Origin of the sequence: Vibrio sp. 5S239, from assembly GCF_041439575.1 — a bacterium.
GTDB classification, from domain to species: domain Bacteria; phylum Pseudomonadota; class Gammaproteobacteria; order Enterobacterales; family Vibrionaceae; genus Vibrio; species Vibrio kanaloae.
Window position 1 is genome coordinate 16841 of record NZ_JBGOOM010000016.1, and the last position, 16157, is coordinate 32997.

Below are 16157 nucleotides of genomic sequence, written 5' to 3' on the forward strand. Positions count from 1 at the left end.
ATCGATAACTTAGATAGTGATAGTCTAGGCTCTGATATGCATGCATATCATTATCCTGATTTATTATTCGGATTGGCGAAAGCCAGACGAGTGACTCTTCAAGCAATTGAGGCGGATCTCATGGTAAATCAGGCCATTAGATTGGCAATGGATATGCCTGACCGTTAGGTAACTTAATGCGCCCAACAGCTGTCAGGTTCTCGCAGACCAACCGCAGTGCGATGCGTCGTCGTAGTGGCTTTGCTGCTGCTCCAACGGCAAAAAAAATGGCTCCAACAATGACTCTAGTTGAGAAGACTGCTTTATTAGCACCGACTACAACAAAAGTGATTAAAGCCGCTTAACAAAAAGCGCAGTTTTTACTGCGCTTTTTTATTATCCAGTCCCATCTTGAAATGTGTTTACACATTGGTATTCCCGATTCAATTTGATACTTTACCCATAAATCATTATAAAATTTGTGGAGAAATAAAGTATGAAGTGTCACCGCATTGAAGAACTGCTTGAACTGATGGAGCCTGAGTGGCAGAAAGATCAAGAGCTTAACCTATTAGAGTTCATCATTAAGCTATCAAAAGAAGCGGGCTATCAAGGCAAGCTTGAAGAACTGACTGACGATGTTCTTATCTACCATCTAAAAATGCGCAACAGCGGAAAAGATGAAATGATCCCAGGCCTAAAAAAAGACCAAGAAGATGATTTCAAAACCGCCATTCTAAAAGCACGCGGCCTCCTTTAATTATCTCTATTGCTTTAGTGTTATAACTACCTTACAGATAAAAAACTCAATGAAAAAAGCGATCACTTGGCCGCTTTTTTATTTCTGTTCGCTATTTTTTCGTCACAACTGTTATGACTTTTGTTGTTAAAGGTTGATAGCGTTAAAGAAATGAGAACAAGATTGTCGCTATAATCGCCCCCATAAGAATCTTCTAAAATAATAAGAGTGAGTGTGATAACAACAAATGCACCAAACTCAATTTCTACAGGTTCTCTAAACCATACTTTAAAGTAATGTCGTCAATACCCGATTTAACCGGGTATACATGCCACAAAAAGGATATTCCATGAGTCAGGATAAAATCGATATCAAAGATGTGACTCCTAAAACCTTTAATCCAAAAACACATAAAGGTAATGGAGATCGATTTAACCCAAGTAACCGAATCTATGTGCGAGAAAGCAAAGGTAAATTCCAACAGTTGCGTCGTTACGGCGGTTGGTTCTTACTTTTACTTTTTACGCTTATCCCATGGATTTCATTTGGTGAGCGACAAGCGATCTTGCTCGATATCGGCAGCCAACAGTTCAACTTCTTTGGCACCACGCTATACCCACAAGATCTCACCCTGCTGGCGATCCTCTTCATGATTGCTGCATTTGGTCTGTTCTTTATCACCACCTTTTTAGGCCGGGTTTGGTGTGGCTACCTTTGCCCTCAAACCGTCTGGACCTTTATGTATATCTGGTTTGAAGAGAAACTGGAAGGTGCTGCCAATAAGCGAAGAAAACAAGACTCGGGTAAACTGACGAGCAACTTAATCCTCAGAAAAACCCTCAAACACATTGCATGGTGGGCGATTGCCATTGCGACGGGCTTAACCTTTGTTGGTTACTTCATCCCAATCAAAGAGTTAGTGGTTGGCTTCTTTACCTTTAACTCGTCTTTCTGGCCGGTGTTTTGGGTACTGTTCTTTGCTGGATGTACTTATGCCAATGCGGGTTGGATGCGTTCAATTGTTTGTCTGCACATGTGTCCTTACGCGCGTTTCCAATCGGCAATGTTCGATAAAGACACCTTCATCGTTGGTTACAACACCGAGCGCGGTGAAAGCCGTGGTCCTCGCTCTCGTAAAGCCGATCCAAAAGAGCTTGGTCTAGGCGACTGTATTGACTGTAACCTGTGTGTTCAAGTGTGCCCGACGGGTATCGATATCCGTGATGGCCTGCAATACGAATGTATTAACTGCGGCGCGTGTATTGATGCCTGTGACAACACCATGGAGCGTATGGGTTACGAAAAAGGCCTGATCAGCTACACCACAGAACACAGGTTGGAAGGACACTCAACCAAAGTCATGCGTCCTAAGCTGCTAGGCTACGGAGCCATATTGATACTTATGCTGGGTTTGTTCTTTGCACAGATAGCGAGTGTTGACCCTGCAGGCTTAAGCGTTCTGCGAGATAGAAACCAGCTATTTAAAATCAATAGCCAAGGGCTTGTCGAAAATACTTACAACTTGAAAGTAATCAACAAAACTCAGCAAGAGCAAGAGTACAAGCTCGATGTTAGCGGGCTACCAGACTCTATCTGGTACGGTAAACAAACCATTACCGTAGAGCCAGGTGAAGTTTTAAACCTTCCTATCAGCTTAGGCGTCGATCCAGAAAAACTGAGCTCACCAGTTTCGACAATTCAGTTTATACTCTCGGATAATGAAGAGTTTACGATGGAAGTCGAAAGCCGCTTTATCAAGAAGCTCTGATACCAGCCACCTAGTGCTTGGTATAACACCCCAATAAATGGAAAAAGGCTCAGTAATGAGCCTTTTTTATTCTATGACGATGCAAGCCTTTAACTTTGATAACCTGACTCCTGACTTCATGTGGTACGCACTGGAGAGCATCGGAGTTCGCGCTGAATCCGGGCTTCTCGCTCTCAACAGTTACGAAAACCGGGTATATCAATTCATCGATGAAGACCGTAAACGCTACGTGGTTAAATTTTATCGCCCGCAGCGCTGGAACACAGCGCAGATCCAAGAAGAGCACGATTTCGCGTTAGAGCTGATCGAACAAGAGTTACCGGTTGCTCCACCGATACGGATCAACGGCGCAACCTTACATGAATATCAAGGCTATCTATTCGCACTATTTGAAAGTGTCGGTGGCAGACAATATGAAGTCGACAATCTAGATCAATTGGAAGGCGTAGGACGTTTTCTTGGTCGTATTCATAAAGCGAGTGCCGGAAGAGCATTCCAGCATCGTCCGACCATCAGCTTAGATGAGTATCTTTATCAGCCTCGTAAGATTCTAGAGAACTCTCAGTTTATCCCGACACACCTGGAGAACGCGTTCTTCAATGACGTCGATCTTCTAATTAAAGAGTTGGAGAGCCAATGGCCGAGCAATATTGAGAATATCCGCCTACATGGTGACTGCCACCCAGGTAATATTCTGTGGCGTGACGGGCCAATGTTCGTCGATCTTGATGACGCACGAAACGGCCCTGCGATACAAGATCTGTGGATGCTGCTTAATGGTGAACGCCAAGATAAGCTAATGCAACTGGATATTCTGCTAGAGAGTTATCAAGAATTTTGCGATTTTAATACCGCGCAACTGAAACTAATCGAACCACTACGTGGTCTACGTATGGTGCATTACATGGCATGGTTGGCAAAACGATGGCACGATCCGGCGTTTCCTCTGGCCTTCCCGTGGTTTAATGACCCGAAATATTGGGAGCAACAAGTACTTGCTTGTAAAGAGCAAATTGCTACCCTGAAAGAGCCACCACTTTCGTTAATGCCTCAGTGGTAACCGCAATCGCAACATACAACTAGATAAAAATTCAAACATAATGGAGATTGGATAAATGAAAAAGCTATTCGCATTTTTCTCATTGATCATGTTGAGCCTTTCCGCTCACGCGGCGAAATTTAACGAAGGTGAACACTACAAAGTTCTCGATCTAGAAGCATCAAAAAAACCAATGGTGACAGAGTTCTTCTCTTTTTACTGCCCACATTGTAATAGCTTTGAGCCTATCATCCAGCAGCTAAAACAACAGCTACCTGCAAACGCTAAACTGCAGAAGAACCATGTTTCATTCATGGGTGGCAACATGGGTATGCCAATGAGCAAAGCTTACGCGACGATGATTGCACTGAAAGTGGAAGACAAAATGGTACCCGTGATGTTTAACCGCATCCACAACATGAACAAGCCACCACGTGATGAAGCGGAACTGCGTCAAATCTTTTTAGATGAAGGTATCAACGCGAAGAAATTTGACGCGGCGTACAACGGCTTTGCAGTTGATTCAATGGTTCGCCGTTTCGATAAAGCATTCAAAGATAGCGGCCTTTCAGGCGTACCAGCAGTCGTGGTTAACAACCGTTACCTAATAGACGCTCAAGGTATCAGTTCTCTCGATGAGTACTTCGAGTTAGTGAACTTCTTATTGAAGAAATAAGGTTTAATAAAGGAAGCTTCGGCTTCCTTTTTTTTGCTTGTTCAAAAATCATCATTGATAAATAATTAACCTGGAAATTTAAAGCTTTACTGCTATTAATAACCCGTTCTAAGAACCGGTGGGCAAGGAGCCCTTGAATGAAAATAAAAATAACTCTCTTGGCATTGAGTATTGCGGCTTCTCCCGCTTTTGCCAAGCTTGCAGACCAACAAGGTTTCAGTGGTGAAATCTCTATCAATACCGGGGTTGCCTCTTCCACCTCAAACTTTAATACCGATGCTGATAGCAATCTTTCATCCATAGATCAGAAGGCTTCTTCGGAAAGCTCATTTCTGATTGCTCCTTTAGGTAACCTTGCTTACACCTTTGGTGAAAAGTTGAATCATCAAGTTTACACGGGTACGGCACGTGATGACGTAGCAACAGGTACCGTGGTGCTTGAAGTGGGTTATAAATACCAACTTGAATCTGGCATGGTGATCGATGCTTCTATTCTGCCAACCATTATGTCTGATGAGACTTGGGCTAACCCATACAAAGTTGGAGAAGCTCGTAGCAAAACAGACGAAACCGGTAATGCGTTCCGTCTAAAGCTGGATAGTATTGCTGGCTCTGCGTTCTCTGTCGATATGGCTTTCGCGACCAGAGATGTGGATAACGACCTAGTTGAATACGAAGAACTAAAGCGTGATGCAGATACCTTCTACCTAAAAGGTCAGTACCGACAACCGATTAACCGCATCATGATGCTGGTTCCGTCTTTGATTTATCAATCAACAGACGCTGAAGGCGGTGCAGACTCATTCGAGCAATTCGGGGGAGAAGTCAGTTTATTTGGTGGCACGGGCCGTCACCAGTACGCGCTAACAGCGGGTTACAGCCAACGCTCTTACGATGCAAGCAACCCGATCTACGACAAGAAGCGTAACGACGACAACATCAATCTATTCGCCGCGTATGAATATGAACAGTTCATGGACTGGGAAAACTGGTCGTTTGTTGCTCTTGCAGGCTACGGTACTAGCGACTCGAACATTACCTTCTACGATGAGTCACAATACATCGCTTCAGTTGGCTTGAACTACAAGTTCTAATCACTGCTAACTCATAGCAACCAACCTGAATAACGAAAGCCTGCACACAAGCAGGCTTTCTATTTACTACTACTACACAGCTTGAGCCGTGAGTTGCTTCAACAATCGGTCCATCGCTCGATAGCCCAGCGCCTCAGATAAATGCTTCTTTTCAATCTGCTCGTTACCGTCAAGGTCGGCAATGGTTCGTGCCACCTTAATGATTCGGTGATAAGCACGAATCGATAAACCCAACCGATGCAGCGCGGTTTCCAGAAACTCCGCATCTTCACGTCGAAGTGGGCAATACTTTTCAATTTCTCGGCTACCTAGTAGCGCATTCGATTTATGATTCCTAGATAGCATCAACTGACGAGCTTGTTTAACTCGGAGTTTAACCACTTGGGTCGTTTCTCCACGCTCCCCTCCTTCAGCAAGCATTCCTTTAGGTAACAAAGGGATCTCTAATGACATATCAAATCGATCAAGTAATGGTCCCGACAAGCGATTGAGATAACGCAGGATGATCTGTGGGTTAGCCCGCGCTTGATTTCCCTCGTAGTAACCCGTAGGGCTTGGGTTGAGTGCACCGACTAATTGAAAGCGCGCAGGAAAACGAGTCTTACCCGCCGCGCGCGAAATGATTATCTCGCCCGACTCTAGTGGCTCTCGCAATGAATCAAGCACTTTGCGCTCAAACTCCGGCATCTCATCCAAGAACAATAAACCGTTATGCGCCAAAGAAATCTCTCCGGGGCGTGGCACTGAGCCACCACCCACCAATGCCGCCATTGAGCTTGAATGGTGAGGAGATCGAAAAGGTCGTTGCTTCCAGTTGTATTGATTGATCTCTTGTTGAGTTAAAGAAGCGATCGAAGCCGTTTCCATCGCTTCTTCGTTACTCATCTCAGGCAATAAATCGCGTAGTCGCGAGGCCAACATCGTTTTGCCAGTTCCAGGCGGGCCGAGGAACAATAAATTATGGTTACCAGCAGCAGCTATTTCTAATGCTCGCTTGCCTTGCTGCTGGCCGATAATATCTTGTAGGTCGCGAAGCACTGAAACATCAGCCTGATGATGTTCCGTTCTATATAGACCAAGCTGAGCCTGACCACACATATCCGCACAAACCTCCAACAAGGTTTGCGCCGACTTATGTGCCCCTTTACCGACTAAAGCTGCCTGATCGCCATTGTGATGCGGTACGACTAAGCAACGCTCAACTCTGTCAGCAGCGAGTGTTGCAGGCAGTACCCCTTTCACTGAGCGCAACTCACCCGACAGCGCTAACTCACCAATAAATTCATGTTGAGCTATTTTTGATGTGGGTAACTGATCCGATGCCACCAAAATCCCAAGCGCGATTGGCAGGTCGAAACGGCCCCCTTCTTTAGGTAAATCGGCGGGGGCGAGGTTGACCGTGATTCTTTTTGATGGGAATTCAAAACGAGAATTGATGATGGCGCTTCTGACTCGGTCTTTGGATTCCTTGACCGTTGTTTCAGGCAGACCCACCAACGTAAAACCGGGCATTCCATTGCTTATATGGACCTCAACGGTCACCTCTGGCGCTTCTACACCCACACTAGCTCGGCTATGAATTATCGCGAGTCCCATAACTTTCCTTTGTCTTTGATTTAAAAGTATTCGCTCTGGATATTCGTTGTACACCAAAGCTATCAAGTTGTTATATAGCTTGGTGGAATGGTGTTTTAATGTGAAAAAAGAATGACATTTTCCTTGTCATACAACAGATTTGTGTGATAACACTAGAGATGTAGACATTTACTGAAGACAATAAACGAGAAAACTCGAATTTTATGATTTTTAACGCTCGCATTTACGCACTGATTAACCTGATTATCGTAGTCATTATTGAGACTGCGCGGGGGCGAGTGGGAAAAAAGTAACCACGAATTAGAAAAAACCCCCGCACTGAAAAGTTCGGGGGTTTTTTCTAATTTAACGGCTCAATTTTTATAATTTTATTATTTTCGGCTTTGCCGATTTACAGGAAGAATGGGAGCACAAGATGTGCAGAGACAATGGAAACAGTTACCAAAATAAAGGTAATACGGAGGAACTACGATGAAAGGCGCAGAACTAGTCGTATCCGCACTCAAGCAACAAGGCATTGAGACCGTATTTGGTTACCCAGGTGGTGCCATCATGCCAATCTACGATGCACTCTATGACGGCGGGGTTGAACATATCCTATGTCGCCATGAGCAAGGCGCTGCTATGGCCGCTATCGGTATGGCTCGAGCAACACAAGACGTCGCGGTTTGCATGGCAACCTCAGGCCCAGGCGCAACTAACTTAGTTACTGGCCTTGCTGACGCCTTTATGGATTCCATCCCACTCGTTGCTATAACAGGCCAAGTTGCTAGCTCCCACATAGGCACCGATGCATTCCAAGAAATGGATGTGATTGGTATGTCTTTGTCATGCACTAAACACAGCTACCTCGTTACCGACATTGAAGATCTTGCGCCAACATTAACTGAAGCATTCATCGTTGCAAAAGCAGGACGTCCCGGTCCGGTTATTGTCGATATCGCTAAAGATGTTCAATTGGCAGAAGCACCTGTTAACACTCTCCCTGAATTTACTCCACCAGCCATTCCTGTTGCGACAACCGATGCCATTGAGCAGGCACAATACTTTTTGTCTCAAGCGACCCGTCCTGTTTTATATGTAGGTGGTGGTGTTCAACTGGCTAAAGCGACGGACTCTGTTCGTGAGTTCTTACGCCTTAACCCAATGCCAGCAGTAAGCACACTGAAAGGCTTGGGTACCATCGAACGTGACGACCCACACTATCTTGGTATGCTAGGTATGCACGGCACCAAAGCTGCTAACCTAGTGGTTCAAGAGAGCGATCTGCTGATTGTTGTTGGCGCTCGTTTCGATGATCGGGTAACCGGAAAACTTGATACCTTTGCACCGCACGCGAAGGTTATTCATATCGATATCGATGCGGCAGAGTTCAGTAAACTGCGTCTGGCCGATGCACCAATTCGTGGTGACATCAACAAAATCATGCCTCAGTTGGAACTAAGCCAAGACATCTCATCTTGGGTCCACCACTCTGAAGGGCTACGCAGTTCATTCAAGTGGCGCTACGATCACCCAGGCGATCTGATATTTGCTCCACTACTGTTAAAACAACTGTCAGACATGATGCCAGCAAGCTCTATCGTTTCAACCGATGTGGGCCAACACCAAATGTGGGCAGCTCAACACATTCAGCCTCGCGATCCACAAAACTTCATCACCTCTGCCGGTTTAGGCACCATGGGCTTTGGCTTGCCCGCTGCAATGGGTGCATCGGTTGGCCGTCCTGATGACCAATCAATTCTTATCTCTGGTGATGGCTCGTTCATGATGAACGTGCAAGAGCTTGGGACGCTGAAACGCCGTCAGATCCCAGTAAAGATGGTGCTTCTAAATAACTCTCGCTTGGGCATGGTTCGCCAATGGCAATCACTGTTCTTTGATGGCCGCCACAGTGAAACCATCTTGGATGACAACCCAGATTTCGTAATGCTCGCAAAAGCATTCGATATCCCAGGCAAAACCATCACGCGTAAAGAAGAAGTAGAGCCAGCACTGAAAGAGATGCTAGAGAGCAAAACCGCTTACCTACTTCATGTTCTTATCGATGAAGAAGAAAACGTATGGCCACTAGTACCGCCAGGTGCTTCGAACAGTGAGATGTTGGAGAACACATAACATGAAAAGATACCTATTAGACATCAAAGCCGATGATAAGCCTGTACTACTAGAGCGTGTTCTTCGTGTTATCCGCCACCGTGGCTTTATAGTTAAGCAAGTCGCGGGCACTCAAAACCACGAAAGCAAAGTGGCAAGTGTTGAGATCATTGTCGACAGTGACCGTCCGATATCTTTCTTAGTCAATCAAATCGAAAAGCTGTGGGATGTGCGTACCGTTGACGTTATCTCAATCAGCCGTAATGAATTGCCAAACAACAACTTACAACAAAAGATAAACGCATAAGGAACCGCAAACATGACAGCTAAAACGGCAGACTATATTTGGTTTAACGGTGAGATGGTTCCTTGGGCCGAGGCGAACGTTCACGTCCTGACTCACGCAATGCACTACGGTACTTCTGTATTTGAAGGTGTTCGTTGCTACAACACACCAAAGGGGCCGGTTATTTTCCGTCACCCTGAGCACGCTAAGCGCCTAAAAGACTCAGCAAAAATCTACCGCTTCCCGATTCCTTACACTGAGGAAGAAATTATGGAAGCGACTCGCGAAACGCTACGTCAAAATAAACTAGAGTCAGCGTACATCCGCCCTCTCGGTTTTGTCGGTAACGTGGGCTTGGGCGTATGCCCTCCAGAAAACACTGAGATGGAACTGATCATCGCTGCTTTCCCTTGGGGTTCTTATCTAGGCGAAGAAGCGCTAGAAAATGGCGTTGATGCGATGATTTCTAGCTGGAACCGTGCAGCGCCAAACACCATCCCAACCGCAGCAAAAGCCGGTGGTAACTACCTATCTTCACTACTGGTTGGTGGTGAAGCGCGTCGTCATGGTTACGATGAAGGTATCGCGCTAAGTGTCGATGGTTATCTTTCTGAAGGCGCAGGTGAGAACATCTTTGTGGTACGTAATGGCGTGCTATCGACACCACCAGCGACCAGCGCAATTCTGCCGGGTATCACTCGTGATTCGATCATGACACTAGCAAAAGACATGGGGTATGAGATCCGTGAAGAGAACATTGCTCGTGAAGCGCTATACCTTGCCGATGAAGTATTCATGACAGGCACAGCTGCAGAGATCGTTCCGGTTCGCAGCGTAGACAAAATTACAGTAGGTGAAGGAAAACGCGGCCCTATCACTGAAAAAGTTCAAGCGGCTTACTTTGGTCTATTCAATGGGACCACTGAAGATAAGTGGGGCTGGTTAGATTACGTTTATCCAGCAGACCACACTTCAGCAAACCAAACACAAGCAAATCAGTAAGCAACAGCCAAATATTTTATAAGGATTTAAGCAATGCCAATCTATCGTTCAGCAACAACTACCCACGGACGCAACATGGCTGGTGCGCGCGCTTTATGGCGTGCAACTGGCGTTAAAGATGATGACTTCGGTAAGCCAATCATCGCGGTTGTAAACTCTTTCACTCAATTCGTACCAGGCCACGTTCATCTTAAAGACATGGGGCAACTGGTTGCGGGTGAAATCGAGAAAGCGGGCGGTATCGCTAAAGAATTCAACACCATCGCAGTTGATGATGGTATCGCAATGGGTCACGGCGGCATGCTGTACTCACTGCCATCACGTGAGCTTATCGCAGACTCAGTAGAATACATGGTCAATGCGCACTGTGCGGATGCGATGGTGTGTATCTCTAACTGTGACAAAATCACTCCGGGAATGATGATGGCAGCAATGCGTCTTAACATCCCAGTGATCTTTGTATCTGGCGGTCCAATGGAAGCGGGTAAAACCAAACTTTCAGATCAGATCATCAAGCTAGACCTTGTTGACGCAATGATCCAAGGTGCCGATCCAACGATTTCTGATGAGCAAAGTGAGCAAGTAGAGCGTTCTGCGTGTCCTACCTGTGGCTCTTGTTCAGGCATGTTCACGGCAAACTCAATGAACTGTCTAACCGAAGCACTTGGCCTATCTCAACCTGGTAACGGTTCTATGCTAGCAACGCACGCCGATCGTGAAGCGCTATTCATCAATGCAGGTAAGCGCATTGTTGAGCTAACTAAGCGTTATTACGAGCAAGATGACGAATCAGCACTGCCGCGCAATATTGCTAACCGCGCAGCATTTGAAAACGCGATGGCACTGGATATCGCAATGGGCGGTTCTAGTAACACCGTTCTTCACCTATTGGCTTCAGCTCAAGAAGGTGAGATTGACTTTGATATGGGTGATATCGACGAGATGTCTCGCCGCGTTCCACACCTATGTAAGGTTGCGCCTTCAACACCTAAATACCACATGGAAGACGTTCACCGTGCTGGTGGCGTAATGGCTATCTTAGGTGAGCTTGATCGTGCCGGTCTATTGAACAACCAAACTCGCACCGTTCTTGGTCTAAGCATGCAAGAGCAACTTGCTCAATACGACATCATGCAGACAGAAGACGAAGCCGTGCTTAAGTTCTTCCGCGCTGGCCCTGCTGGTATCCGTACTACCAAGGCATTCTCACAAGATTGCCGTTGGGATCGCCTTGATGATGACCGCGTCGATGGTTGTATTCGTACCAAAGAGAACGCATTCAGCCAAGAAGGTGGCCTAGCGGTACTTTCAGGTAACATCGCCGTTGATGGTTGTATCGTTAAAACTGCGGGTGTTGATGAAGAAAACCTTAAATTCCAAGGCCCTGCTATCGTATTTGAAAGCCAAGACAGTGCCGTTGATGGCATCTTAGGCGGCAAAGTAAAAGCGGGCGAAGTGGTTGTTATTCGTTACGAAGGTCCTAAAGGTGGTCCGGGCATGCAAGAAATGCTTTACCCAACCACTTACCTAAAATCGATGGGCCTAGGCAAGTCTTGTGCACTGCTAACAGATGGTCGTTTCTCTGGTGGCACATCGGGTCTGTCTATCGGTCACGCTTCTCCAGAAGCAGCCAGTGGCGGTGTAATTGGCCTAGTGAATACTGGCGACATCATCACTATCGACATCCCAAGCCGTTCAATCACACTTGATGTACCTGAAGCTGAACTTGAAGCGCGTCGTGTTAAACAAGACGAACTAGGCTGGAAACCAGAAAACCGTCAGCGTGAAGTGTCTTTCGCACTGAAGGCTTACGCAAGCATGGCGACCAGTGCCGACAAAGGCGCTGTTCGTGATAAGTCTAAGCTTGAGGGCTAATCTATGAGTGATGACTCGGTCAGCCCCCAACAACAAACTGGCGCAGATTACCTGCGTCAGATCTTGAGAGCCCCCGTTTACGAAGCGGCAATCGTAACACCTCTACAAGATATGCCACGTCTAAGCGCTCGTATCGGTAATCAGGTTCAGCTAAAGCGAGAAGACCGTCAACCAGTCCACTCGTTCAAGCTGCGTGGTGCCTACAACATGGTATCAAGTCTTTCAGATCAACAAAAAGCTGCTGGAGTAATTGCTGCATCAGCGGGTAATCACGCTCAAGGTATGGCGCTGTCTGGTTCTAAACTGGGCATTCAGACCACGATTGTGATGCCAAAAACCACGCCAGATATCAAGGTTGATGCGGTACGTGGCTTTGGCGGTAACGTGGTTCTGCACGGCAGCAACTTTGATGAAGCCAAGGCAGAAGCCGAGCGTCTTTCTGCTGAACATGGCTTTACCTTTGTACCTCCTTTCGATCACCCGCTGGTGATTGCAGGCCAAGGCACCATGGGCATGGAAATGCTTCAACAGAATGGTCACATGGATTACATCTTTGTGCCGGTTGGTGGTGGTGGCTTAGCTGCGGGTGTTGCTGTATTGGTAAAACAGCTAATGCCAGAGATTAAAGTCATTGCAGTAGAACCAGAAGATTCGGCTTGCTTGAAAGCGGCTCTCGATGCTGGTGAACCTGTAGTACTGGATCAGGTCAGCATGTTTGCCGATGGCGTTGCGGTTAAACGCATTGGTGAAGAGACCTTCCGCCTATGTCAGCAGTACATCGATGGCCACATTGCCGTCTCTAGTGATGAGATCTGCTCGGCGGTGAAAGACATCTTTGAAGACACTCGTGCGATTGCTGAACCTTCAGGAGCGCTTGCTCTGGCTGGCTTGAAGAAGTTTGCTGAGCAGAACCAACTGCAAGACAAGCAATTGGCAACGGTACTGTCTGGTGCTAACACCAACTTCCACGGTCTGCGTTATGTCTCTGAACGTTGTGAGCTGGGTGAGAAGCGAGAAGGTCTACTTGCTGTGACGATTCCAGAGCGACAAGGGGCATTCCTAGAGTTCTGTAATATTATTGGTGGTCGAGCGGTGACTGAGTTTAACTACCGCCACAACGACGAAAGCCTCGCGAATATCTTCGTTGGTGTACGTCTGCAAGGTGGCCAAGAAGAACTCGAACACATCATCAATGACCTACGAGAAGGTGGCTACCCAGTTGTCGATCTATCTGATGATGAGATGGCAAAACTGCACATTCGTTATATGATTGGCGGTAAACCATCAAAAACATTGAAAGAGCGCCTATACAGTTTTGAGTTCCCGGAATACCCAGGTGCCTTAATTAAGTTCCTTGATACCTTAGGTACCCACTGGAACATCAGCTTGTTCAACTATCGTAACCACGGTGCCGATTACGGTCGTGTATTGTGTGGCTTTGAACTAGGTGATAATGATTTAGCTCAGTTCTCGACACACCTCCGAGAGCTTGGTTATCAGTGTAAAGATGAAACCGATAACCCTTCCTACAAGTTCTTCTTGTCTTAAGAGTTAACGACCGAATCAAAAAAGAGCGAGTATTTACTCGCTCTTTTTATTGGTGCTGACTCAGCTCAAGCTTGAAAAGGATCTTCTTGTAAACAGATCATTAGATCGCCTTACGATGATCCAACCAATCTTGGTGAAGCTGTTCACTTGATCCTAGATATTTGACCATCCATTCGATCAATTTATGGTTGTCGTCTTTTCGCCAAACCAAACAGCAATGGCTCTGTGGGCTTGGTTCTGGCAAGATCTTCTCCACCAGCAAACCCTGCTCAATAATAGGCGCAGCGATATGTCTTGGCATGTAGCCCACTCCAACACCGTTCTTAAGGCACTCAATCGCACTGTACCAATTAGGTAATAGAAGACGTCTCTGACTCGCATAGTGCCCGGTGTGTCGCTTAGGTAACACACTAGAGGTATCATCCAAACATATTGCTGGATACTGGCTAACGAATTCTTCATTAAGGTTTTGCTCTCGCACACACGGGTGACTTGGTGACATCACAAATGCCCAGTCTAAGCGCCCCATGTCTTTGACCTCAAAGTCACCACCAACAGGAATCGCGGAAGTGGCACCAATCACGATATCCGCCCTGCCCTGTGCTATCGCTTCCCAAGAGCCGTTGAACACCTCCATGTTGATCTGAAGTTCGGCAAACTCAAACGTTTGATAGAACGCTTCAATCATCGGCTTCATTTTGTCGAGCTTAACCACATTATCGAGCGTTAGGCGCAGGGTCTTCTTCCAGCCACGAGCAGCTCGTCGAGTTTGAGCACTAATCTCTTCCATCTGCCTCAGCAACGCACGAGCCTCTTCAATGAACAGTTCACCAGCAGGCGTCAGTTCAACCTTTCTCGGTAAGCGTCTGAAAAGTAAAACATCCAATTCTTGTTCGACCTGTCTAACCCCATAACTGATCGCTGATGGCACTTTGTGCAGCTGCTGTGCCGCAGCAGTAAAACTGCCTAAGCGGGCAACCGTATCGAGCATTTCTAAAGAGGATTTAGAGAACATAAGCCTTCAAATTTTTTGATTGATAACTACATATTTTAGCGTTTTATTTTATCAGTTTTGAAAAATAGAATGTAATGATTAATAAACAGGGGCTTTCAGTCCTTTATATCAAACAATTTTTTTGATGATAAAAACACCACTACTTTTAGTTTAATGGCATTTTATGAATATTTCTAAATTTCAATTGGTCTACCTTGCAGTTCTCTCAATGCTTGGTTTTATTGCGACCGATATGTACCTTCCTGCATTTAAGGCGATGGAGATCGATTTCGCAACAGGCCCAGAACAGATCGCATTGTCGTTAACCGTGTTTCTTGGCGGTATGGCAATGGGTCAACTTCTGTGGGGACTCGCGAGCGACAAGTACGGTCATCGCAATACGTTAGCCGTTGGCTTAATGCTATTCACTATTGCCTCATTCGGCTTAGCGTTCAGTACTGAGGTCTGGCACCTACTGACACTGCGCTTCATTCAAGCGATCGGGGTGTGCGCTCCCGCTGTAATTTGGCAAGCAATGGTTATCAAGCGCTACTCCCAGAGCAGTAGCCAACAAATTTTTGCGACCATCATGCCTTTAGTGGCGCTATCTCCAGCATTAGCACCTCAATTAGGTGTATTACTCGCGAACAACTTTGGTTGGCACAGTATCTTCATCACATTAACCTTGATGGGTGCATTGTTAGCAGTAACGACAATGGCTCAACCAAAAGAAGCACCTGAGGTCAAACAAACATCGGTCAAAACAGACATCAAGATGTTGCTTAAATCAAAGCCTTACATGGGTAATGTGCTGATGTTTGCTTCGGCTTCGGCGGCGTTCTTCGCTTATCTAACTGGTATGCCAGAGATCATGGCTCAACTAGGTTATGAAGCAAAAGACATCGGTCTTAGCTTTATTCCACAGACAATCGCATTCATGGCGGGTGGTTATTTCGGCAAACAAGCTGTGAAGAAATACGGCGATGGTTTGGTACTAAGAAACCTTATTGGCTTGTTCAGTGTTGCTGCGATGCTAATCTTTATCGCATCACAGTGGGAACTGACATCAATCTGGCCTCTATTAGCACCTTTCTGTTTGATTGCTATAGCGAATGGTGCACTTTACCCAATCGTAGTAAACCGTGCGCTATCAAGTGCTAAGCAAAGCCCGGCAACAGCGGCGGGTCTACAAAACAGCCTGCAAATTACTATAAGTGGCCTCTCAAGCGCACTAGTTGCAGCAATGGCTAGCCAAGCGTTAAGCGCCACAGGTATCGCAGTTGTGATCTGTTTGGGAGCACTGTGGATTGGCTATATTGTTTCGAACAAAGAGCTATCAGAACACTTTGCAACGCCGGATAACTCTCGCGTCGTCACAGAAGAGAAGCAAGACTAGCTTCTAGCTTCTAGCTTCTAGCTTAATAAAAACCAAAAAGAGCGAGATGACTCGCTCTTTTTTATACC

General features: G+C 46.2%; 14 protein-coding genes. 12 read left to right on the top strand and 2 right to left on the bottom strand.

Annotated features, from left to right (window positions below; genetic code table 11):
- The first annotated feature begins 176 nt into the window (after positions 1 to 176).
- From ACED48_RS13240 to ACED48_RS13265, 6 genes are all read left to right on the top strand, one after another.
- Complete coding sequence (locus ACED48_RS13240) at positions 177 to 344, top strand: hypothetical protein (protein ID WP_017055434.1); 168 nt, start codon at positions 177 to 179, stop codon at positions 342 to 344.
- 131 nt (positions 345 to 475) lie between these two features.
- Positions 476 to 739 (top strand): YihD family protein, encoded by a 264-nt coding sequence (locus ACED48_RS13245; RefSeq protein WP_017055435.1) that lies wholly within the window; start codon positions 476 to 478, stop codon positions 737 to 739.
- Positions 740 to 1067: 328 nt separating this feature from the next.
- Entirely contained in the window at positions 1068 to 2486 is a 1419-nt protein-coding gene (ccoG, locus tag ACED48_RS13250) for a cytochrome c oxidase accessory protein CcoG (RefSeq protein WP_017055436.1), read from the top strand.
- A 73-nt stretch (positions 2487 to 2559) separates the two neighbouring features.
- Positions 2560 to 3546 carry a serine/threonine protein kinase gene (locus ACED48_RS13255; protein WP_017055437.1) on the top strand — a complete coding sequence of 329 codons (987 nt, stop codon included), beginning with the start codon at positions 2560 to 2562 and terminating at the stop codon, positions 3544 to 3546.
- Between the two features lie 55 nt (positions 3547 to 3601).
- Positions 3602 to 4201, top strand: coding sequence for a thiol:disulfide interchange protein DsbA/DsbL (locus ACED48_RS13260; protein ID WP_017055438.1), 600 nt, complete (start codon positions 3602 to 3604; stop codon positions 4199 to 4201).
- A gap of 137 nt (positions 4202 to 4338) precedes the next feature.
- Positions 4339 to 5295 carry a DUF2860 domain-containing protein gene (locus tag ACED48_RS13265; RefSeq protein ID WP_017055439.1) on the top strand — a complete coding sequence of 319 codons (957 nt, stop codon included), beginning with the start codon at positions 4339 to 4341 and terminating at the stop codon, positions 5293 to 5295.
- 72 nt (positions 5296 to 5367) lie between these two features.
- Here ACED48_RS13265 and ACED48_RS13270 read toward each other — a convergent pair whose 3' ends face one another.
- Entirely contained in the window at positions 5368 to 6891 is a 1524-nt protein-coding gene (locus ACED48_RS13270) for a YifB family Mg chelatase-like AAA ATPase (RefSeq protein WP_017055440.1), read from the bottom strand.
- A gap of 471 nt (positions 6892 to 7362) precedes the next feature.
- Here ACED48_RS13270 and ilvG point away from each other — a divergent pair, with 471 nt between their 5' ends.
- From ilvG to ilvA, 5 genes are read left to right on the top strand one after another with little or no spacing between them, the layout of a single operon-like run.
- A complete protein-coding gene (gene ilvG / locus ACED48_RS13275) occupies positions 7363 to 9009 on the top strand; it encodes an acetolactate synthase 2 catalytic subunit (RefSeq protein WP_017055441.1) in 1647 nt (548 codons plus the stop codon).
- 1 nt (position 9010) lies between these two features.
- Positions 9011 to 9295 (top strand): acetolactate synthase 2 small subunit, encoded by a 285-nt coding sequence (gene ilvM, locus ACED48_RS13280; RefSeq protein WP_017055442.1) that lies wholly within the window; start codon positions 9011 to 9013, stop codon positions 9293 to 9295.
- Positions 9296 to 9307: 12 nt separating this feature from the next.
- Positions 9308 to 10276 carry a branched-chain amino acid transaminase gene (locus ACED48_RS13285; protein ID WP_017055443.1) on the top strand — a complete coding sequence of 323 codons (969 nt, stop codon included), beginning with the start codon at positions 9308 to 9310 and terminating at the stop codon, positions 10274 to 10276.
- Positions 10277 to 10309: 33 nt separating this feature from the next.
- On the top strand, positions 10310 to 12151 hold the full coding sequence (gene ilvD, locus ACED48_RS13290) for a dihydroxy-acid dehydratase (RefSeq protein ID WP_017055444.1): 1842 nt from the start codon (positions 10310 to 10312) through the stop codon (positions 12149 to 12151).
- 3 nt (positions 12152 to 12154) lie between these two features.
- Positions 12155 to 13699 (top strand): threonine ammonia-lyase, biosynthetic, encoded by a 1545-nt coding sequence (ilvA, locus tag ACED48_RS13295; RefSeq protein WP_017055445.1) that lies wholly within the window; start codon positions 12155 to 12157, stop codon positions 13697 to 13699.
- Positions 13700 to 13799: 100 nt separating this feature from the next.
- On the opposite strand, the gene punR is transcribed toward ilvA, so the two are convergent.
- Entirely contained in the window at positions 13800 to 14714 is a 915-nt protein-coding gene (gene punR / locus ACED48_RS13300) for a DNA-binding transcriptional activator PunR (RefSeq protein ID WP_017055446.1), read from the bottom strand.
- Positions 14715 to 14877: 163 nt separating this feature from the next.
- Between punR and punC the strand changes: the two genes are divergently transcribed.
- Complete coding sequence (punC, locus tag ACED48_RS13305; RefSeq protein ID WP_017055447.1) at positions 14878 to 16089, top strand: purine nucleoside transporter PunC; 1212 nt, start codon at positions 14878 to 14880, stop codon at positions 16087 to 16089.
- The last annotated feature ends 68 nt before the right edge of the window (positions 16090 to 16157 follow it).